This window comes from Pseudorhodoferax sp. LjRoot39, from assembly GCF_964253035.1.
Classification (GTDB): Bacteria; Pseudomonadota; Gammaproteobacteria; order Burkholderiales; family Burkholderiaceae_C; genus Pseudorhodoferax.
This window is the reverse complement of sequence record NZ_CAXUQL020000001.1, coordinates 5,347,829-5,366,807: the sequence shown is the minus strand read 5'-3', so window position 1 is coordinate 5,366,807 and position 18,979 is coordinate 5,347,829. Positions and strand designations below refer to the sequence as shown.

Genomic DNA, 18,979 nt, shown 5'->3' with positions numbered 1-18,979 from the left:
TGTGGTTCAGCGGTCGGTCTCGACGATGCGCATCAGCGCGTCGCGGTCGCGCACGATGAGGCCGGTCGCTTCGATGCGGATGGCTTCCTCGCGCTCCATGGTCTTGAGTTCCTGGTTCACGCGTTGGCGCGAGGCTCCCAGCAATTGGGCCAGCTCTTCCTGCGCCAGCTGCAGGCTGATGCGGACCTCGTTGCCATCTTCCAGGCTGGGCACGCCGTAGCTGCGCACCAGGTGCAGCAACTGCTTGGCCAGGCGTGCGCGCAGGGGCAGGGTGTTGAGGTCTTCCACCAGGCCGAACAGCAGCCGGATGCGGCGCGACTGCAACCACATCAGCGCTTCGTAGAGCTCGCTGTGCGCGGCCAGGATCTTCTTGAAGTCGGCCCGCGCCACGCAGACGATGGTGGTCGCGCCATGTGCGTAGACGTCGTGGGTGCGGCGGTCGCTGTCGAAGAAGGCCACATCGCCGAACCAGATGCCGGGCTCCACATAGGTCAGCGTGATCTGCTTGCCCGTGATCGAGGTGGAGCTCACGCGGGCCGCGCCCTTGGCGCAGGCGATCCACTCTTCCGCGATGTCGCCGCGGGCGGCGATCAGTTCGCCGTTCTTGTAACGTCGAACGTAGGCGCATCGAAGAATGTCGTGCCGCAGCGAGGGGGAGAGGGATGAGAACCAGCGCCCGGCGTTGATCGCTTCGCGCTCGGCGATGTTAAGAATGGGTTCGTCCATGGTCTGTCTTTTGGGTGACTGTGGCCGGGCGGCCGGGGGCGCGGATCAAACGGGCGGGAGCGTGCCGCGCTGTTCGCGGAACGCGGCGATGGCCGCGCCGGTGCCTGCGTGGTGCAGGTTGGTGACGAAGCGGTCGCGTTCGTACGCCAGTTGTTCGGGCAGCGTGGCGCTGCCGGCCAGGGCCAGCAGCTCCTTGGCGCTGGCGACCGCATGCGGCGCGCGCGCATTGATCTGCTCGGCCATCGCCAGGGCTTCGCCGAGCGCCGTGCCCGGGCCGCAGATGCGGTTGACCACGCCCAGCGCGTGCAGCCGCTCGGCGTTCATGCGCGTGCCCAGCATCAGCAATTCGCCAGCCAGCTGGCGCGGCAGCGCGCGCGCCAGGCTCCAGCTGGCGCCCGCGTCGGGCGACAGGCCCAGTGCGCTGGCGGCCAGCGCGAACTGCGCGTTGCGTGCGGCGACGATGAAGTCGCAGGCCAGCGCGAGCGCGAAGCCGGCATCGGCGGCCGCACCCTCGACCGCGGCGACCACGGGCTTGGGAAAGCTGCGGATGGCCTCGATCCAGCTGTGCAGGCCCTCGGTCAGCGCGACCTGGTGCGCGGCGCTCTCGCGCCGGCTGGCCTGCAACTGCTCCAGGTCGTGGCCCACACTGAACAGGGCGCCGGCACCGGTGATGACCACGCTGGCGACCTCGGCGTTGGACTCGGCCACGTTCAGGGCCTCGACGCCGGCGGCCCAGAGATCCGGCCCCAGCGCGTTGTGGCGCTCCGGGTGCGACAGGGTGAGCACCATGGTCGCGCCATGGCGGGTGCTGAGCAGGGCGGCGGGCATGGGGCGGGCGGATTCAGGTTTCTTCGTGCAGCAGGGACAGGCCGATGGCACCGCGGCGGCGCAGCCAGGGGCTGGGACGGTAGCGTGGGTCGCCGTAGACGGTCTGCAGGTTGAACAGCACCTCCAGTACGTTGGTCGGGCCGCAACGGTCGCCCAGGGCCAGCGGGCCGGCCGGGTAGCCCAGGCCCAGTGTGACGGCCAGTTCGAGGTCGCGCGGGCTGCAGATGGACTGCTGGCAGATGTCGGCCGCGATGTTCACGATGGTGGCCACCACGCGCTGGGTGACGAAACCGCCGCTGTCGCGGATCACGCTGACGGCCTTTCCGTCGCGCGCAAACAACGCGTGCGCGGCGTCGCGCATGTCGACGCGCGTGGCCGGATTTGTCGCAAGCACGCGACGCTTGGTCGCGGCATCGTCGAACAGCATGTCGATGCCGATGGTGCGCGCGGGGTCCAGCCGCTCGACCACGGCGACGGTGGTGATGTCGAAGCCGAGCGGCGCCACCAGGGTCAGCGCTTCCATCGAGGGCGACTGGCCGGTTTCGATGCGGGCGCCCAGGTCCTTGAGCAGTTGGAACAGTTCGGCGCGGCGCGCGGCGCGTGGCGACACCCAGACCGGCGGGATCTGGTCGACCTGTGGCACAGGTGGCTCGGCCGGCAGCTGTGCGGTGCCGTCGACATAGCGGTAGAAGCCTTCGCCGGCCTTGCGGCCGACCACGCCACCGGCCACGCGCTGGGCGGCCAGCGCGCTGGGGCGGTAGCGTGGCTCTTCGTAGTACTGGCGGTAGATCGATTCCATGACCGGGTGCGACACGTCCAGGCCGGTCAGGTCCATGAGCTCGAACGGCCCCAGCTTGAAGCCGGCCTGGTCCTTGAGGATGCGGTCGATGGTGGCGAAATCGGCGACCGACTCGCCGACGATGCGCAGCGCTTCCGTGCCGTAGCCGCGCCCTGCGTGGTTGACGATGAAGCCGGGTGTGTCGGCCGCCTGGACGGGCGTGTGCCCCATGGCGCGTGCGTACCGGGTCAGGCCCTGGCAGACGGCGGCATCGGTCTTGAGCCCGGCGATGACCTCGACCACCTTCATGAGCGGCACGGGGTTGAAGAAGTGGTAGCCGGCGAAGCGCCCGGGGCGCTGGAGCGCCGAGGCGATGGCGGTGATCGACAGCGAAGAGGTGTTGCTCGCCAGCACCGCGTCCGGACGGACGATTGTTTCGAGTTCTGCAAACAGGCCTTGCTTCACGTCCAGCCGCTCGACCACCGCCTCGATGACCAGGTCGCAGTCGGCGAGGTCGGCCAGGGTCGCGGCTTCGACCAGCGCCGCGCGCTGCGACTGGAGCGTTTGTGTGTCCAATCTGCCTTTTTCGTGCAGCCTGGACCACTGTGCATACACCGCATCCCTGGCCTTGGCGGCAGCGCCGGGGGCCACGTCGAAGAGTTTGACGGTACTACCTGCTTGTGCTGCAATTTGACCGATTCCGCGGCCCATTGCGCCGGCGCCGACCACGCCGACAACGCGATATGCTGTATCCATCGAGCAATTATGACGCGCCGACCTGCGTGGTAAGGTGCGCGAAAGACGCATAAGCACTCACTGTGAAACTACAACACAAGCTGGTGGGGCTGGGGCTGCTGGGGGTGGCGGTCGGCAGTTCGGCATTGAGTCTTGGGCGGGCACGCGGCAACGTGGTTCTCGGCCAGCCGCTGAGCCTGGCGGTGGAGGTGCGCGTCGACCAGCCTGAAGATGCCACGGCGCAGTGTTTTCGCATCGAGGTGTTCCACGGCGACACGCTGGTGGAGTCGTCTCGGGTGCGCCTCGTGGTGCAGGCGCCGGCCGCCGGCTCCCAGGAAGCCGTGCTGCGCATCCGTTCCAACGCCGTCATCGACGAGCCCGTCGTGGGCCTGGTGCTGCATGCGTTGTGCGGCCAGGGCGGCGTACGGCGCTATGACTTCCTGCCTGAATTCCCGGCGGAGCTGAAGATGGCCGCCGGGCCGGTAGACCTGGCGAGACCGGTGCCCGCAGTACCTCCAACGCCGCCTGCTGTTGCGGCCGCGCCACTACCCCCGGCCGAATCGGTGCGGCCGGCGCCGGCGCCACCGCCCCGTGCCGCAGCGGCGCCAGCGCCGCGTCCGGTACCGCGCCCGGCCCGCCCGCCCGCACCTGCGCGTGCACAGGCCCAGGCCGCCGCGCCGAAATCCCCCCCCGCGCCGCGGCCAGCCCCCGTCAAGGCCCAGGCAGCGGCTTCGGCGCCAGCCACGGGCGTGCCGCGCCTGACGCTGGATGCGCCGGCCACGCCCGTGGCCGGCATGCAGCCCAGTCCGGCGCTGAACTCGCAACTCATCGACGATGCGGCGCAGCGTGAGGCTGTGGCCGCCATCTGGCGCGCACTGCGCACCACGCCGGAAGAGATCGTGCGCGACAAGCAGCGCCTCGAAGCGCTGGAGGCGCAACAGGCCGTGCAGCGCAAGCAGGCGGCCGAGCCGAGCGCGGCTGAGCGCGAACTCCGCGCCCGGCTGGAGCGTGCGGAGCGCCGGCTCGACGAGGCCGAGAGTGGCCGCATCGACATCCTGTTCGTCTACGGGCTGCTGGCATTGCTGGCCCTCATGGTCGGCCTGGCGGCGTACTTCTGGCAACGCGCCCGCCAGGCCGCGCTGGCTGCGGCGCACTGGAGCGGCGAGGCTGCCCCGCGCGCCACCGCAGGCGTGCCGGTGCCCGCCGCCGTCCCGCCGCCCGTGACGCGGCCACCCGTGGTGTCCCGGCCATCGCTGGCCGATGAATTCCTGGACAGCGAGCCCGCCTCCGCGCTCGGCGTCGGACGGCCGTCGACGGTGGACACGGGTGCCGTGGCAGCGGCGGTCTTTGCGCACGACCGGGTGCAGTCGGTGGACGCATCGCGGCCCGTGCGTCCGGACGAATTCGTCGATGTGCAGCAACATGCCGATTTCTTCGTCTCGCTGGGCCAGTACGAGCAAGCCATCGAAGTGCTGCAGCAGCACCTGGACGAGCACCAGGACATGAGCCCGCTGGCCTTCCTGGAACTGTTCGGCATCTACCACCAGCAGGGCCGCAAGGACGACTTCAACGCCTTGCGTGCGCGCTTCGAGCGGCGCTTCAACGCCCATGTGCCCAACTTCGCTGCCTTTGCCGACGAAGGCCTGGGGCTGGAGGACTATCCGGCGACGCTGCTCAGCATCGAGACCGCCTGGGGCCACGTGCGCGTGCTGGACACGATCGAGGCCAACCTGCTGCGCCATCCGGACGACACCGGTCGTCCCCTCGACCTGGCCGCCTACCGGGATCTGCTGATGCTGTATGGCGTGGCGCAGGATGTGTTCGTGCCCGCGGGCGGCACGCGCTCGCCTTCCGGCTTCGGGGTGATCGCTCCGCCTGCACCGGCGGTGGCCGGGCAGCGTGGATTGGGCGCAGGCCCGCAGGCCGGTGCGCCGCTCATGGCCAGCGCCGCCACGGATTCGATGCTGGATCTCGTGCCGGATTCCGGGCAGGCTCCTCTGCCAACAGCGCATGACGGTACTGGGCTGGAGCTCGACATCGACCTGTCGACGAGCACGGGCGAGGTCGCGGCGCTTCCGGAGCTGTCGCTGGTCGACATCGACCTGCCGCTGCTGGACGATGACGCGTTCGCCGAGGCGCCGGCATCGGCGCCCACCCCGATGGCCCCGCCCGCCAGCATGCCGGCCAGGTCCGACAAGCCCGAGATCGACAGCGGCCTGATCGACTTCGACCTGTTCGATCCGAACACCGAGGCGCGCATCGCGCCCAAGTCCACGCGCTGAGGTCCCGGGGGGCTACCGCCCCCTCGAGGCCTTCAGCGGCGTACCTGCAGTGAGCCCGGGTTGACGATGTTGGTGGGCGTGCCGCGGATGTAGTTCAGCACGTTGTCGAATGCGGCGTTGAAGTACATCTCGTAGCTCTGCAGTTCCACATAGCCGATGTGCGGCGTGCAGATGCAGTTCTCCAGACGCAGCAGCGCGTGGCCCTGCAGGATGGGTTCGCTTTCGAACACGTCGACGGCAGCCATGCCGGGGCGGCCGCGGTTCAGGCCGGCCAGCAGCGCATCGGGCTCGATGAGTTCGGCGCGCGAAGTGTTGACCAGCAGCGAGGTCGGCTTCATGCGCGCCAGGTCGTCGAGCTTGACGATGCCGCGTGTCTCCTCGTTGAGGCGCAGGTGCAGCGACAGCACGTCGCTGTTGGCGAACAGCTCCTCCTGGCTGGCCGCGATCTGGTGGCCGTCGGCCAGCGCGCGCTCGCAGGAGCCGGCCCGCCCCCAGACCAGCACGCGCATGCCGAAGGCGCGTGCATAGGTGCTGACGATCTGGCCGATGCGGCCGTAGCCGAAGATGCCCATGGTGCGTTCGCGCAGCACCGTGCCCAGGCCGAAGTTGGGCGGCATGGAGGCGGTCTTCATGCCGGATTGCTGCCAAGCACCATGCTTGAGGTTGCCGATGTACTGCGGCAGACGGCGCGTGGCCGCCATGATCAAGGCCCAGGTCAGTTCGGCCGGTGCCACCGGCGAGCCCACGCCTTCGGCCACGGCCACGCCGCGTTCGGTGCAGGCCGCCACATCGATGTGCGGGCCGACGCGCCCTGTTTGCGCGATCAGCTTGAGGCGGGGAAGTTTCTCGATCAGCGCCCGGTTCAGGTGGGTGCGTTCGCGGATCAGCACAAGGATGTCCGCGTCACGCAGCCGGACCGACAACTGTCCCAGGCCCTTGACGGTGTTGGTGTAGACCTTGGCCGCATAGGGTTCGAGCTTGGCTGCGCATTCGAGCTTGCGCACCGCGTCCTGGTAGTCATCGAGGATCACAATGTTCATGCGGCCATTGTGCCTCGCGCCCCCATGGCGCCAGGGCGCCAGCGGGTATGGCGCCCACGCTGGGCGCTGCTCCCATGCCGCGTCGTCAGTGCCGTGTGGACGCGGATTCCACTGCGGCCAAGCGGTCCAGTTCTGCGCACACATCGGCCATGCGGCCGGAGATGACCATGCGGCCCGCCGCCGTGCGGGGTTGGTGCGGCTCCAGCACGCGCAACACGCGCAGGGCCGGTGTGGGGCGGGCCACGGCGGGCACCACCTGCAACGACCGGCGGCGCAGCCGCTGCTGCAGGCGGCCCGCCAGCCGCGGACCGAACTCCTCAAACCACTGCGGCAACCGGGCCACGCGCACGGCGGTCAGCATTGCGATTCCCATTTCAAACTCCTTCCGTCCATCGGGCGGATTGGGGCAGGATTGGTTGAAAGGCACAGCACCAGGGTTGCCGCGCGCTGCGCGGCGGACGCCCGCCACCTGACACTGTGCGAAAAGGCTTGGGGGCCTACATCAGCATGGTGTTGCGGATCAGCCCCACGGCCAGGCCTTCAATCTCGAAGGGGTCGCCGGGCTCCACGAAGATGGTGGGGTAGTCGGGGTTCTCGGGGTGCAGTTCGATGCTGTCGGCGGTGCGCTTGTAGCGCTTGACGGTGACATCGTCGCCGAGTCGGGCCACGACGATCTGGCCGTTCTTGGCATCCTTGGTGGCGCGCACGGCGAGCAGGTCGCCGTCCATGATGCCGGCGTCGCGCATGGACATGCCGCGCACCCGCAGCAGGTAGTCGGGCTTGTGCTGGAACAGGCTGCTTTCCACGTAGTAGGTCTGGTCCACGTGCTCCTGCGCGAGGATGGGCGAGCCCGCTGCCACGCGGCCGATCAGCGGCAGGGCCAGTTGCGCCAATTCCTGCAGGGGCAGCGTGAACTGCTTGCTGCGGCGTTCGTTGACCGAGCGCAGCATGTCACTGCGCAGGCGGATGCCGCGCGAGGTGCCGCTCACGAGTTCGATGACGCCCTTGCGCGCCAGGGCCTGCAGGTGTTCTTCTGCGGCGTTGGCGGACTTGAAGCCCAGTTCGGCGGCAATCTCTGCACGCGTGGGCGGGGCGCCAGTGTTCGCGATGGCGGCCTGGATCAGTTCCAGGATCTGTTGCTGGCGTGCCGTGAGCTTGGCCGGAAATGCAGAAGAGGCGTCTGGCATGGCAGTTCCTTGTGCGACGTGGTACAGCTACCCTATGGGCTGGAGCGACACAGTGGTCTGTGTAAATTTCCAGTACCTGTATTTTCAATCAGTTTCTACAAGCATGCAAGCACCAGACGTATTTCCAGGGGCATCCCCGCGCACGCTGCTCGTCCTGGGCTCGGGCGGAACCATCGCGGGCCTGGCGCCGCGTGCGGGCGACACGCTGGGCTACCAGGCGGCCCAGGTCGGCGTGGCGCAGCTGTTGGCGGGCTTCGAGGCGCCGCCCGGCTGTGTGCTGCAGGTCGAGCAGGTGGCGCAGATCGACAGCAAGGACATGGATGCCGCGGTGTGGCTGCGGCTGGCGCAGCGCTGCGCCGAGGCACTCGCGCGCGACGATGTGCAGGGCATCGTGATCACGCACGGCACCGACACGCTGGAGGAGACGGCCTACTTCCTGCAGGCGGTGCTGGCGCCGGCCAAGCCGGTGGTGCTGGCGTGCGCGATGCGGCCTGCCAACGCGGCCATGCCGGACGGGCCGCAGAACCTGCGCGACGCGCTCGCCGTGGCGGCGCAGCCGGGTGCGCACGGCGTGGTGGCCGTCTGTGCCGGCGTGGTGCATGCAGCGTTCGACGTGCGCAAGGTGCACGGCTACCGGCTGGACGCCTTCGGCTCGGGGGACGCCGGCCCGTTGGGCTATGTGGAGGCGGGCGCCTTGCGCCAGTTGCGGGACTGGCCGCAGACCGTGCCCACGGCCGGACTGCTGGCACGGCTGCCGGCAGTGCCGCAGGCCTGGCCGCGGGTGGAGATCGTGTTCAGCCACGCGGGCGCGAGCGGCGCCGGTGTCGATGCGCTGGTGCGCGACGGCGCGCGCGGCATCGTGGTCGCTGCAACCGGCAATGGCAGCGTGCACCATGCATTGGAAGCGGCCCTGCTGCGCGCACAGGCAGCGGGCTTGCGCGTGCTGCGCGCCAGCCGCTGCGAGCAGGGGCGGGTGATGGGAGGAGGGGGCGACGCGCTGCCCGGGGCCGGGGCGCTGTCGCCGGTCAAGGCGCGGATCCAGCTGCAGCTGGACCTGCTGGGCGCCTGACTCAGGCGGCCAGGGCCGCGAGTGCGCGCGCGGTGATCTCGTCCACGCTGCCGGTGCCGTCGATCTTGCGGTACTTGGGCGCGTGGGCCGGGTCGTCCTTGGACCACTGGGTGTAGTAGTCGATCAGCGGGCGCGTCTGCGCGCTGTAGACGTCCAGGCGCTTGGTCACGGTGGCCTCGCTGTCGTCCTCGCGCTGCACCAGCGCCTCGCCCGTCACGTCGTCCAGGCCTTCGACCTTGGGCGGGTTGAAGCGCACGTGGTAGACGCGGCCCGATGCCGGGTGCGAGCGGCGGCCGCTCATGCGTTCGATGATGGCGTCGAAGGGCACGTCGATCTCGAGCACGAAGTCCAGCTTGACGCCGGCCGCCTTCATGGCGTCGGCCTGCGGGATGGTGCGCGGGAAGCCGTCGAACAGGAAGCCCTTGGCGCAATCGGGCTGGGCGATGCGCTCCTTGACCAGGCCGATGATGATGTCGTCGCTGACCAGCGCGCCCGAATCCATGACCGACTTGGCCTGCAGGCCCAGCGGCGTGCCGGCCTTGACGGCGGCACGCAGCATGTCGCCTGTGGAAATCTGGGGAATCCCGAACTGCTTGCAGATGAACGTGGCTTGCGTGCCTTTGCCTGCGCCTGGCGCGCCCAACAGAATCAGTCTCATGGATGTCCTCGGATTGCTTGTAGATGTTGACGGCAGCGCTGACAGCGCGCAGGCTGTCGCAGTGCTTCTCCGTCAAAGGATAGCATGCACCCCGGGGCCGTCAGTCCCCGGCGCAACAGTTCGTCAAAACAGCTGGCGAACCCGTTCCAGGTCTTGTGCCGTGTCCACGCCCGGACCGGGCGCGTGCTCGGTGACGTGGACGGCGATTTGGTGGCCGTGCCACATGGCACGCAGCTGTTCGAGCGCCTCGGTCTGCTCGATCGGTGCCTGGGCCAGCATCGGGAAGCTGCGCAGGAAGCCGGCGCGGTAGCCGTAGATGCCCACGTGGCGCAGCGGCGCCGGCTGGGGCAGGGCGTTGATGCCTTCGGCGAAACCGTCGCGCCACCACGGGATCGGGGCGCGGCTGAAGTACAGGGCCCGGCCGCGCGCATCGCACACGACCTTGACCACGTTGGGATTGCGCAGGTCTTCCACGCTGTCGATGGCGTGGCCGGCCGTGCTCATGCTGGCCTCGGGATGCTGGTCCAGCAGCGCGGCAACGGCGTCGATCAGCGGCGGTGCGATCAGCGGTTCGTCGCCCTGCACGTTGACGACCAGATCGTCGCCGTCCAGGCCCAGCAGCGCGCAGGCCTCGGCCAGGCGGTCGCTGCCGGAAGCGTGGTCGTCGCGCGTCAGGATGGCTTGCACGCCATGGGCGGCGCAGGCTTGCATGATCTTGTCGCTGTCACAGGCGACCACGGTGCGGGCGGCCTGGGAGCGCATCGCGCGCTGTGCCACACGCACCACCATGGGCGCGTCGCCGAGCGCCGCGAGCGGCTTGTTCGGCAGGCGCGTGGAGGCCAGGCGCGCCGGGATCAGCACCGTGAAACGGGGCATTGAGCCTTCGCTCTGCGCGCTGCGGTCCTGAGCACCTTGGGGCGGCCCGGCGGTGCTCACAGCCCCAGTTCCTCGTCGCTCAGCGTGCGGGCTTCGTTTTCCAGCAGGATGGGAATGCCGTCGCGCACGGGGTAGGCCAGCCGCGCACTGCGCGACACCAGTTCCTGGCGTTCGCGTTCGTACTGCAGCGGGCCCTTGGTGACGGGGCAGACGAGCAGTTCCAGAAGCTTGCTGTCCATGGGGTCGAAGTGAGGGGAATCGAAAGGGCGCTATGGTACCCGGGGCGGCCGCAGCGCCGCGAGCCGTGCATCCAGCGTCTGCCAGGCGTCGGCATCGAGTTCCACCAGCAGCGGCACGGCCCAGGCGCCCGGGTGGCGCGCCCACAGCTTGACGGCATCCTTCTCGGTGCAGAGCCAGACGGCCGGCGCATCGGCGGGCGGCTGCCAGCCTGCGAAGTCCTGGTGGTCGGCCAGCGGCAGCTCCTGCAGCCGGCGCAGGCCGGCGGCGCGCAACATGGCGAAGAAGCGCTCGGGCCGGGCGATGCCGGCCAGCGCCAGCACGGGCGTGTCAGCCAGGTCGGCCAGGACCAGGCGCTGGCCGTCGGCCCGCTGCGCTTGCGCCGCCAAGCTGCGGCGCGCGCGAAAACCCGCGAAGGCCGGCCGCTCGCCGCTGTGCAGCACGAGGTCGGCGGCGCGCGGCCAGGGCTCGCGCAGCGGCCCCGCCGGCAGCAGCCAGCCGTTGCCGACGCCGCGGTCGTCGAAGACGCAGACCTCCAGGTCGCGTGCCAGCGCCAGGTGCTGCAGGCCGTCGTCGCAGAGCAGCAGATCGGTCCCGGGATGCCGGGCCAGCAGGGCCAGGCCGGCCTCGGCCCGGCGCGCCGCCACGAACACGGGCACGTCGCAGTGGCGCCGGATCAGCGCGGGTTCGTCGCCGACCTCCTGGGCCGGGCTGTCGGGCAGCACCTCGCGGCAGTCGCGCGTGCTGCGGCCATAGCCGCGCGAGAGCACGCCCACGCGCCAGCCCTGCGATTGCAGGCGCTGCACCAACGCCATGGTCACCGGCGTCTTGCCCGAGCCGCCGGCCACCACGTTGCCGACCACCAGCACCGGCACCGGCAGCCGCGTGCTGCGCCGCAGCCCTGTGCGGTAGAGCAGGCGGCGCAGGCCGGTCACGGCCACATAGAGCAGCGACAGGGGCCACAGCGGCCAGGCCAGGGTGCGCGACAGCCACAGCCGCGGCAGCAACGCAGAGAGCCAGCCACGCATGTGAGCCGGCCTCAGCGTCCGCTGGCGGACCGCTGCGTGGCGAAGGTGAGTTGCTGCAGGCCGGCGCGGCGGGCCGCGTCCATGGCCGTGATCACCGCCTGGTGCGGCGTGCTGGCGTCGGCGCTGATGACGACGATGGGCTCCTGCACGCCCTTGGTGGCGCCCAGCAGCGCCTGCACCAGCAGCTCCACGCTGCGGCCCTCGAGCGCCTGGCGGTCGATGGCGTAGCGGCCGTCGGCAGCGATAGACACCACCACCTCGCGCGGGCGCTCGCGCTGCACCTCGGCATTGGCCAGGGGCAGGCGGACCTGCAGCTCGGCGTACTTGCTGTAGGTCGTGGACAGCATCAGGAAGATCAGCACGACCAGCAACACGTCGATGAACGGGATCAGGTTGATCTCGGGCTCTTCCGTCCCGCGGCGGCGGAAGTTCATGCGCTCTTGCGCAGGCCGTTCAGGTGGCGTGCGAAGCGCTCGCCCGACAGTTCCAGCGTCAGCAGGTAGCCGTCGACGCGGGCACGGAAATAGCGCCAGAAGATCAGCGAGGGGATCGCCACGATCAGCCCGAACGCCGTGTTGTACAGCGCGATCGAAATGCCCTGCGCCAGCTGGGCCGGGTTGCCCGCAGCACCCGCGGCGGCACCAGGCTGGGAGCCAAAGATCTCGATCATGCCGATCACCGTGCCCAACAGGCCCAGCAGCGGCGCCGCCGACGCGATGGTGGCCAGCGCCGTCAGGTACTTCTCGAGCCGGTGCGCCACGGCACGGCCGGTGTTCTCGATGCTGGCGCGCAAGTCGTCCTCGCTGCAGCGCGGATTGCTGTGCAGCGCACGCAGTCCGCTGGCCAGCACCTCGCCCAGCGCCGAGTTCTGCGCCAGCTGCGTCACGACGCCCGGCTCGGGCACGGACTTCTGCGACACCGTGATGGCCTCCTCCAGCAGCTTGGGCGGGACGATGCGGCGCGCATTGAGATTGATGAACCGTTCGATGACCAGGGCCAAGGCCAGTACCGAGCACGCGATCAGAGGCCAGATGGGCCAACCGGCGGCTTGTATGATCGAAAACAAGAGCAAATCTCCCCTGGCAATGGAACGCCGCGCGGATTATGGCGCAGTGTTTTTCGGGCGCCATGCGCAGGCGGCCCCGCCAGCCCTGTCTGTCGGTGTCCGTCGGACAGTACCCACAGGAGATGTGGATAACTTTGTGAAGAACTCTGGTTCGCGCGGCCAAAACCCAGCATTGGCGCGGTTCTTTGACACTTTGATTAAAACGCAGGCACAAAAAATACCAATGAAATCAAGGCGCTTCCACATAAGTGCTGGGCGGATCGGGTGCCTGAGGGGGGCCACGGTGCCTACTGGCGGCGCTGTGGAGTATTCGTCCGCCGAATGCTGTACTGCAGCAAAGGTCAGCCCATGCACGGCCCGCTGAGTCCAGCAACGGCGCCGCTTGTGTGGCAGGTTGGGGCGCTGTGCCGCGCCATTGCTGGGGCCTTGGAGCAGAAGTTCAATCCCGTCGCGGTCCGCGGCGAGATTTCGGGCTTCTCACGCGCATCCAGCGGGCATTGCTACTTCCAGATCAAGGACGGGCAAGGCCAGATCCGCTGCGCGATGTTCCGCCGCGCGGCCGCCCTGGTCGATTTTTCGCCGCGCGATGGCGACCTGGTGGAATTGCGTGGCCGCCTGTCGGTCTACGAGGCGCGCGGCGACCTGCAACTCGTCGTCGAGAGCCTGCAGCGTGCCGGCGCCGGCGCGCTCATGGAGCAGTTCCTGCGCCTGAAGGCCCGGCTGGAGGCCGAAGGCCTGTTCGACGCGACGCGCAAGCGGCCACTGCCGGCCCTGCCGCGCGGCATCGGCCTCGTGACCTCGCCGGGCGCGGCGGCCCTGCACGACGTGGTCACGGCGCTGCGGCGGCGCCTGCCGCATGTGCCCGTGCTGCTGGCGCCGGCTCTGGTGCAGGGCGCCGAGGCGCCGGCCGACCTGGTGCGCGCGCTGCAGCGGCTCTACGCGCATGCGCGCGCTGGCGCGGGCCAGCCGATCGACCTGATCCTGCTGGTGCGCGGCGGTGGCTCGGTCGAAGACCTCTGGGCCTTCAACGACGAGGCGCTGGCGCGCTGCATCGCCCAGAGCCCGGTGCCGCTGGTCAGCGGCGTGGGCCACGAGACCGACTTCAGCATCGCCGATTTCGTGGCCGACCTGCGCGCGCCCACGCCCACGGCGGCGGCCGAACTGGCGGCGCAGCCGCGCGAGGTCTGGCTGGCCGTGCTGGACGGCATGGCCACGCGCCTGCACGACGCCGCCATGCGCGCGCTGGACCAGCGCGCGCAGCGGCTGGACCAGGCCGCGGCCCGGCTCGGCCGCCCGTCGCAGGGCGCGAGCCGCCAGCGCCTGCACCTGGCCCAGCTCGCGCAACGCCTGCAGCATGGCCTGGCCACGCAGCTGGCGCAGCGGCGCCATCGGCTCGACATGCAGCGGCCGCGGCTGCAGGCCGCCGTGCAGGGCCGCACACAGCAGGCGCGCCAGGCCCTGGCCCATGCGGCCCGCGGGCTCGAACTGCTGGACCCGCGCGTGGTGCTGCAGCGCGGCTACACCTGGCTCACGGATGCGGCGGGCAGCACCGTGACCAGCGTGGCGCAGCTGCCCGCAGGCGCGGCCGTGCGCGCTACCCTTGCCGACGGCGAGGCCGATCTGCAGGTGACGAAGACCCGGCGCGTTTAATTCCTACAATGCCGCGTCCCACCAGACCCCATCATTTCTCCAACCCACCCACGAGGAAAAAACATGGAACACAAGCTGCCTGAACTGCCGTACGCGATCGATGCGCTGGCACCCCACTACTCCAAGGAAACGCTGGAGTTCCACCACGGCAAGCACCACAACGCCTACGTCGTGAACCTGAACAACCTGCAAAAGGGCACGGAGTTCGAGAACCTGACGCTGGAAGAGATCGTCAAGAAGTCCAGCGGCGGCATCTACAACAACGCGGCCCAGATCTGGAACCACACCTTCTTCTGGAACTGCATGAAGCCCGCCGGCGGCGGCGAACCCAGCGGCAAGCTGGCAGACGCCATCAACGCCAAGTGGGGCAGCTACGCCGCCTTCAAGGAAGCCTTCGTCAAGTCCGCCGTGGGCAACTTCGGTTCGGGCTGGACCTGGCTGGTCAAGAAGGCCGACGGCTCGGTCGACATCGTCAACACCGGCGCCGCCGGCACGCCGCTGACCACCGCCGACAAGGCACTGCTGACGGTCGACGTCTGGGAACACGCCTACTACATCGACTATCGCAACCTGCGTCCCAAGTTCGTCGAGACCTTCCTCGACAAGCTGGTGAACTGGGACTTCGCGCAGGCCAACTTCGCCTGAGCGCCCGGGAATCCGGCATGCACAGAAGCCCCGCAGCGCGGGGCTTCTTTTTTGCTTGCGTGCAGCGATCCAGCCAACGAGCGTTTGACCATGAACGAACTGCAACCCGCCGACATCTACACCGAACCCCATCCGGTCGACTTCGACACGCTGGCCAACCTCGGCCCGTTGCGCGCCATGGCCGGCGTCTGGGAGGGCACGCGCGGCCTGGACGTCAAGCCCAAGGCCGAGGGCCCGAAAAAGCAGGCCTACGTGGAGCGCATCAGCCTGCAGCCGATCGACCCCGTGACCAACGGGCCGCAGCTGCTGTATGGGCTGCGCTACCACACGCACATCACCAAGCCCGACCAGGTCAAGACCTACCACGAGCAGGTCGGCTACTGGCTCTGGGAACCGGCCACCGGGGCCGTGGTGCACACGCTCACGATCCCGCGCGGGCAGACCGCGATGGCGGCCGGCACCGCCGCGCCCGACGCAGCCCGCTTCACGCTGCAGTCCACGCAGGGCCACGAACACTGGGGCATCTGTTCGACGCCCTTCCTGGAGAACAACTTCCGCACCGTGGGCTTCACCATCACGGTGCAGATCCACGAGGACGGCAGCTGGGGCTACGAGGAGGACACCGTGCTCATGATCCGTGGCCAGGACCAGCCGTTCCACCACACCGACCGCAACCTGCTGCGCCGCGTGGCCGGGCCCACGCCGAACCCGCTGGCGCGGCCGGCGTGAGACCCTAGATCCTGCCCATCAGCAGCAGGATCACGACGACCAGAACCACCAGGCCCAGGCCGCCGCTCGGGACGTAGCCCCAGTTGCGGCTGTGCGGCCACGAGGGCAGCGCACCGATCAGCAGCAGGATCAACACGATCAGGAGAATCGTCGAAAGCGTCATGGCCATCCCTCGGGTTTGTTGTGATGGCGCCATCGTCCGCGCGCGGCCAGGCGGCGTCGGCAGGTGCCGGGCGCGACAGGCGGTGAGGGTTTTCCTACGGTGGACGCAGGCGCATCTTCCCTAGAGTGCGGCGACTTCCACTGCCCGACAAGGAGACTGCATGACCGACCGCCGCCTGTTCCTGGCCCGCTCCGCCGCCGCGCTGGCCACCGTGGCTGCGCCCGCCGTGTTGCGTGCGCAGGCCTTTCCGGCCCGGCCGATCCGCTACATCTGCCCCTGGCCCGCAGGCGGCTCGACCGACGCCGTGATGCGCTCGCTGGCGGAGAGCGCCGGCCGCACCCTGGGCACCAGCATCATCATCGACAACAAGCCCGGCGCCGGCGGCACCCTGGGCGCCATCGAGCTCGTCAACGCCAAGCCCGATGGCTACACCGTCTCGCAGCTGCCGCATGGCGTGTTCCGCATCCCGCACATGCAGAAGGTGTCGTTCGATGTGCTCAAGGACTTCACTTGGATCGCCTGTCTCACGGGCTACACCTTCGGCCTCGTGGTGCCGGTCTCTTCGCCGATCAAGACCCTGCAGGACTACGTCGCCTACGCCAAGGCCAACCCCGGCAAGATGACCTATGGCCATACCGGCGCCGGCACCAGCCCGCATCTGGCGATGGAAGAGTTCGCGCAGCGCGCCGGCATCCAGCTCGTGCATGTGCCGTTCAAGGGCAATGCCGACAACATGCAAGCCGTGCTCGGCGAGCACGTGATGTCGGCCAGCGACGCCACGGGCTGGGGCCCGCATGTGGAAGCCGGCAAGCTGCGCCTGCTGGCCACCTACGGCAGCCAGCGCACCAAGCGCTGGCCCAATGTGCCGACCCTGGACGAGCTGGGCTACAAGACGGTGTCGGACTCACCGTTTGGCGTCTGCGGCCCCAAGGGCATGGACCCGGCCGTGGTGCGCGTGCTGCACGACGCCTTCCGCAAGACGCTGGACGACCCGGCCGTGCTCGCCACCTTCGACAAGTTCGACCAGACCATCATCTACAAGAACACCGAGGACTACACGCGCTTCGCGCGCGAGAGCTACGCGGCCGAGAAGGCCACCATCGAGCGGCTCGGCCTGGCGGCCAAGAGCTGACTACAGCTTGGCCAGGCGGTCCAGCGCGGTGCGCAGCGTGGCGTCTTCCTTGGCGTAACAAAAGCGCACCACGCGCTGGTCGAAGTTGTCGGCATAGAAGGCCGACAGCGGGATCGCGGCCACGCCGATCTCGGTGGTCAGCCACTGGCAGAACGCGGCCTCGGGCAGGTCGCTGACGGCCGAGATGTCCACGCACTGGAAGAAGCTGCCCTCGCTGGGCAACAGCTTGAAGCGGGTCTTGGCCTGCAGCCCCGCGCGGAACAGGTCGCGCTTGGCCTGGTAGAAGGCCGGCAACGCCAGGTAGCGTTGCGCATCGGCCATGTAGCGCGCCAGGCCGTGCTGCACGGGCGTGTTGACCGTGAACACGTTGAACTGGTGCACCTTGCGGAACTCGGCCGTCAGCGCCGCGGGTGCGGCCACCACGCCGACCTTCCAGCCCGTCACGTGGTAGGTCTTGCCGAAGCTGGAGACCACGAAGGCCCGCGCCGCCAGGCCCGGGAAGCGCGCCGCGCTCTCGTGGGCGCGGCCGTCGTAGACCATGTGCTCGTAGACCTCGTCGCTGATCAGGAACACGTCGGTCGGCGCCAGCAGCTCCTCGAGCTGGCGCATGTCGTCTGCCGACCAGATCGTCGCGCTCGGGTTGTGCGGCGAGTTGACGAGGATGGCGCGCGTGCGCGCGCTCAATGCCGCGGCGATCTTGTCGAAGTCCGGCCGGAACGTGCCCGGCACCAGCGGCACGCGCACGACCGTGCCGCCCGCCAGCTCGATGTTCGGGATGTAGCTGTCGTAGCAGGGCTCCAGCACGATGACCTCGTCGCCGGGCCGCACGATGGCCAGGATGGCCGTCAGGATCGCCTGGGTCGCGCCGGCCGTGATGGTGATCTCATCCAACGCGCTGTAGCGCTTGCCGTGCAGGGCTTCGATCTTGGCGGCCACGGCTTCCCGCAGCGCCGGCACGCCGGCCATGGGCGGGTACTGGTTCAGGCCCTCGCGCATGGCCTGGTTCACGGCATCCACCAGCAGCGGGTCGCAGGCGAAGTCGGGAAAGCCCTGGCCCAGGTTCACCGCGTTCTTCTCGGTCGCCAGTGCGGACATGACCGTGAAGATGGTGGTGCCAACCTTGGGCAGCTTGCTCTGTATTGGGGGGGTGCGGGGTGCGATGGTCATCGGATGAACGCGTGGGGTGGGGTCAGAGCTCGTAATCGTTGGCGTGGCCGGTCATCGCCTTGGCCACCAGGTTGCGGTCCAGCCGGTCGCTCAGCAGTTCGGCGAAGCGGTAGACGAAATTGCGCAGGTAGGCGCCGCGCTTGAAGGCCACGCGCGCCACGTTCATGCCGAACAGCTGGCCCATGGGGCGCGACACGAGTTCGCCGCCAGTGTCGTCGCGCACCGCCATCTCGGCCACGATCCCCAGGCCCAGGCCCAGGCGCACGTAGGTCTTGATCACGTCCGAGTCGATCGCCTCCAGCGCGATGCGCGGCGTCAGGTGGCGCTGCGCGAAGGCATGGTCCACGCGCGTGCGGCCCGTGAACGAGGGGTGGTAGGTGATGATGGGCTCGGCCGCGATGTCTTCCAGCGTCAGGCGCTCCTTGGCCACGAGCGGGTGGTCCTTGGGCAATACCAGCACGTGCTGCCATTCGTAGCAGGGCAGGGTCAGCAGCTCGGTGTAGTTGGACAGCGATTCGGTGGCGATGCCGATCTCGGCCACCTCGTCGATCAGCATGCGTGCCACCTGGTCGGGCGCGCCCTGGTGCAAGCTCACGTTGACCTTGGGGTAGGCCTCGCGCAGCCTGGCCACGGGCACAGGCAACACATAGCGGGCCTGGGTGTGGGTGGTGGCGATCGACAGCGTGCCGCTGTCCTCGGCGCTGAACTGCTCGCCGATGCGCTTGAGGTTGCCAACTTCGCGCATGATCAGCTCGATGCTGCGCAGCACATGCTGGCCGGGCTCGGTGATGCGCTTCAAGCGCTTGCCGTGGCGCGCGAAGATCTCGATGCCCAGTTCTTCTTCCAGTTCGATGATGGCCTTGGACACCCCGGGCTGCGAGGTGTGCAGGGCCTTGGCCGCCTCGGTGAGGTTGAGGTTGCGGCGCGCGGCCTCCTGGACAAAGCGGAACTGGTGCAAATTCATAATGATTTCGCCTAACGAC

21 protein-coding genes are annotated in these 18,979 nt (G+C 69.1%); 6 read left to right on the top strand and 15 right to left on the bottom strand.

The genetic code is table 11. The annotated features are described in order from the left end of the window. Positions 1-6: 6 nt before the first annotated feature. Genes ACSQ4M_RS25020 through ACSQ4M_RS25010 form a run of 3 tightly spaced genes read right to left on the bottom strand, consistent with a single transcriptional unit; the run spans position 7 to position 3,088 of the window. Positions 7-726: a Crp/Fnr family transcriptional regulator gene (locus tag ACSQ4M_RS25020; RefSeq protein WP_056673616.1), complete on the bottom strand. Its 720-nt coding sequence runs from the start codon at positions 724-726 to the stop codon at positions 7-9. A 45-nt stretch (positions 727-771) separates the two neighbouring features. Further along, positions 772-1,554, bottom strand: a complete 783-nt coding sequence (locus tag ACSQ4M_RS25015) for an oxepin-CoA hydrolase, alternative type (protein WP_436192100.1) — start codon at positions 1,552-1,554, stop codon at positions 772-774. A 13-nt stretch (positions 1,555-1,567) separates the two neighbouring features. Further along, positions 1,568-3,088: a 3-hydroxyacyl-CoA dehydrogenase gene (locus ACSQ4M_RS25010; RefSeq protein WP_436192099.1), complete on the bottom strand. Its 1,521-nt coding sequence runs from the start codon at positions 3,086-3,088 to the stop codon at positions 1,568-1,570. A gap of 62 nt (positions 3,089-3,150) precedes the next feature. On the opposite strand from ACSQ4M_RS25010, the gene ACSQ4M_RS25005 reads away from it, so the two are divergent. Next, positions 3,151-5,349 carry a hypothetical protein gene (locus ACSQ4M_RS25005; protein ID WP_436192098.1) on the top strand — a complete coding sequence of 733 codons (2,199 nt, stop codon included), beginning with the start codon at positions 3,151-3,153 and terminating at the stop codon, positions 5,347-5,349. A 32-nt stretch (positions 5,350-5,381) separates the two neighbouring features. Here the strand turns inward: ACSQ4M_RS25005 and ACSQ4M_RS25000 are convergent, their stop codons facing one another. The 3 genes from ACSQ4M_RS25000 to lexA form a co-directional block, all read right to left on the bottom strand. Continuing rightward, positions 5,382-6,389: a D-2-hydroxyacid dehydrogenase family protein gene (locus tag ACSQ4M_RS25000; protein ID WP_436192097.1), complete on the bottom strand. Its 1,008-nt coding sequence runs from the start codon at positions 6,387-6,389 to the stop codon at positions 5,382-5,384. A gap of 85 nt (positions 6,390-6,474) precedes the next feature. After that, complete coding sequence (locus ACSQ4M_RS24995) at positions 6,475-6,762, bottom strand: hypothetical protein (protein WP_436192096.1); 288 nt, start codon at positions 6,760-6,762, stop codon at positions 6,475-6,477. 124 nt (positions 6,763-6,886) lie between these two features. Next, entirely contained in the window at positions 6,887-7,576 is a 690-nt protein-coding gene (lexA, locus tag ACSQ4M_RS24990) for a transcriptional repressor LexA (RefSeq protein ID WP_436192095.1), read from the bottom strand. A gap of 103 nt (positions 7,577-7,679) precedes the next feature. Between lexA and ACSQ4M_RS24985 the strand changes: the two genes are divergently transcribed. Further along, on the top strand, positions 7,680-8,645 hold the full coding sequence (locus ACSQ4M_RS24985) for an asparaginase (RefSeq protein WP_436192094.1): 966 nt from the start codon (positions 7,680-7,682) through the stop codon (positions 8,643-8,645). 1 nt (position 8,646) lies between these two features. Here the strand turns inward: ACSQ4M_RS24985 and adk are convergent, their stop codons facing one another. The 6 genes from adk to ACSQ4M_RS24955 form a co-directional block, all read right to left on the bottom strand. Then, positions 8,647-9,303 (bottom strand): adenylate kinase, encoded by a 657-nt coding sequence (adk, locus tag ACSQ4M_RS24980; protein WP_436192093.1) that lies wholly within the window; start codon positions 9,301-9,303, stop codon positions 8,647-8,649. A 123-nt stretch (positions 9,304-9,426) separates the two neighbouring features. After that, positions 9,427-10,179, bottom strand: a complete 753-nt coding sequence (gene kdsB / locus ACSQ4M_RS24975) for a 3-deoxy-manno-octulosonate cytidylyltransferase (protein ID WP_436192092.1) — start codon at positions 10,177-10,179, stop codon at positions 9,427-9,429. A gap of 56 nt (positions 10,180-10,235) precedes the next feature. Continuing rightward, complete coding sequence (locus ACSQ4M_RS24970) at positions 10,236-10,418, bottom strand: Trm112 family protein (RefSeq protein ID WP_056673586.1); 183 nt, start codon at positions 10,416-10,418, stop codon at positions 10,236-10,238. A 30-nt stretch (positions 10,419-10,448) separates the two neighbouring features. Next, positions 10,449-11,444 carry a tetraacyldisaccharide 4'-kinase gene (gene lpxK, locus ACSQ4M_RS24965; protein WP_436192091.1) on the bottom strand — a complete coding sequence of 332 codons (996 nt, stop codon included), beginning with the start codon at positions 11,442-11,444 and terminating at the stop codon, positions 10,449-10,451. 11 nt (positions 11,445-11,455) lie between these two features. After that, positions 11,456-11,878 (bottom strand): ExbD/TolR family protein, encoded by a 423-nt coding sequence (locus ACSQ4M_RS24960; protein WP_436192090.1) that lies wholly within the window; start codon positions 11,876-11,878, stop codon positions 11,456-11,458. Then, positions 11,875-12,510: a MotA/TolQ/ExbB proton channel family protein gene (locus ACSQ4M_RS24955; protein WP_436192089.1), complete on the bottom strand. Its 636-nt coding sequence runs from the start codon at positions 12,508-12,510 to the stop codon at positions 11,875-11,877. Before ACSQ4M_RS24955 ends, ACSQ4M_RS24960 begins: the two co-directional genes overlap by 4 nt. Positions 12,511-12,858: 348 nt before the next feature. Here ACSQ4M_RS24955 and xseA point away from each other — a divergent pair, with 348 nt between their 5' ends. The 3 genes from xseA (at position 12,859) to ACSQ4M_RS24940 (ending at position 15,534) form a co-directional block, all read left to right on the top strand. Beyond that, positions 12,859-14,160, top strand: coding sequence for an exodeoxyribonuclease VII large subunit (gene xseA / locus ACSQ4M_RS24950; RefSeq protein WP_436192088.1), 1,302 nt, complete (start codon positions 12,859-12,861; stop codon positions 14,158-14,160). Between the two features lie 63 nt (positions 14,161-14,223). Beyond that, positions 14,224-14,805 carry a superoxide dismutase gene (locus tag ACSQ4M_RS24945; RefSeq protein WP_436192087.1) on the top strand — a complete coding sequence of 194 codons (582 nt, stop codon included), beginning with the start codon at positions 14,224-14,226 and terminating at the stop codon, positions 14,803-14,805. Between the two features lie 90 nt (positions 14,806-14,895). Then, positions 14,896-15,534, top strand: a complete 639-nt coding sequence (locus ACSQ4M_RS24940) for an FABP family protein (protein WP_436192086.1) — start codon at positions 14,896-14,898, stop codon at positions 15,532-15,534. A 4-nt stretch (positions 15,535-15,538) separates the two neighbouring features. On the opposite strand, the gene ACSQ4M_RS24935 is transcribed toward ACSQ4M_RS24940, so the two are convergent. Next, entirely contained in the window at positions 15,539-15,697 is a 159-nt protein-coding gene (locus ACSQ4M_RS24935) for a DUF3309 family protein (protein ID WP_082551431.1), read from the bottom strand. Positions 15,698-15,857: 160 nt separating this feature from the next. Between ACSQ4M_RS24935 and ACSQ4M_RS24930 the strand changes: the two genes are divergently transcribed. Further along, the gene (locus ACSQ4M_RS24930; protein WP_436192085.1) at positions 15,858-16,829 is read left to right on the top strand and encodes a tripartite tricarboxylate transporter substrate binding protein; all 972 of its coding nucleotides are present in this window, start codon (positions 15,858-15,860) and stop codon (positions 16,827-16,829) included. Here the strand turns inward: ACSQ4M_RS24930 and ACSQ4M_RS24925 are convergent, their stop codons facing one another. After that, on the bottom strand, positions 16,830-17,996 hold the full coding sequence (locus ACSQ4M_RS24925; protein ID WP_436192084.1) for a pyridoxal phosphate-dependent aminotransferase: 1,167 nt from the start codon (positions 17,994-17,996) through the stop codon (positions 16,830-16,832). Positions 17,997-18,018: 22 nt separating this feature from the next. Beyond that, a complete protein-coding gene (locus ACSQ4M_RS24920; RefSeq protein WP_436192083.1) occupies positions 18,019-18,960 on the bottom strand; it encodes a CysB family HTH-type transcriptional regulator in 942 nt (313 codons plus the stop codon). Positions 18,961-18,979 lie beyond the last annotated feature (19 nt).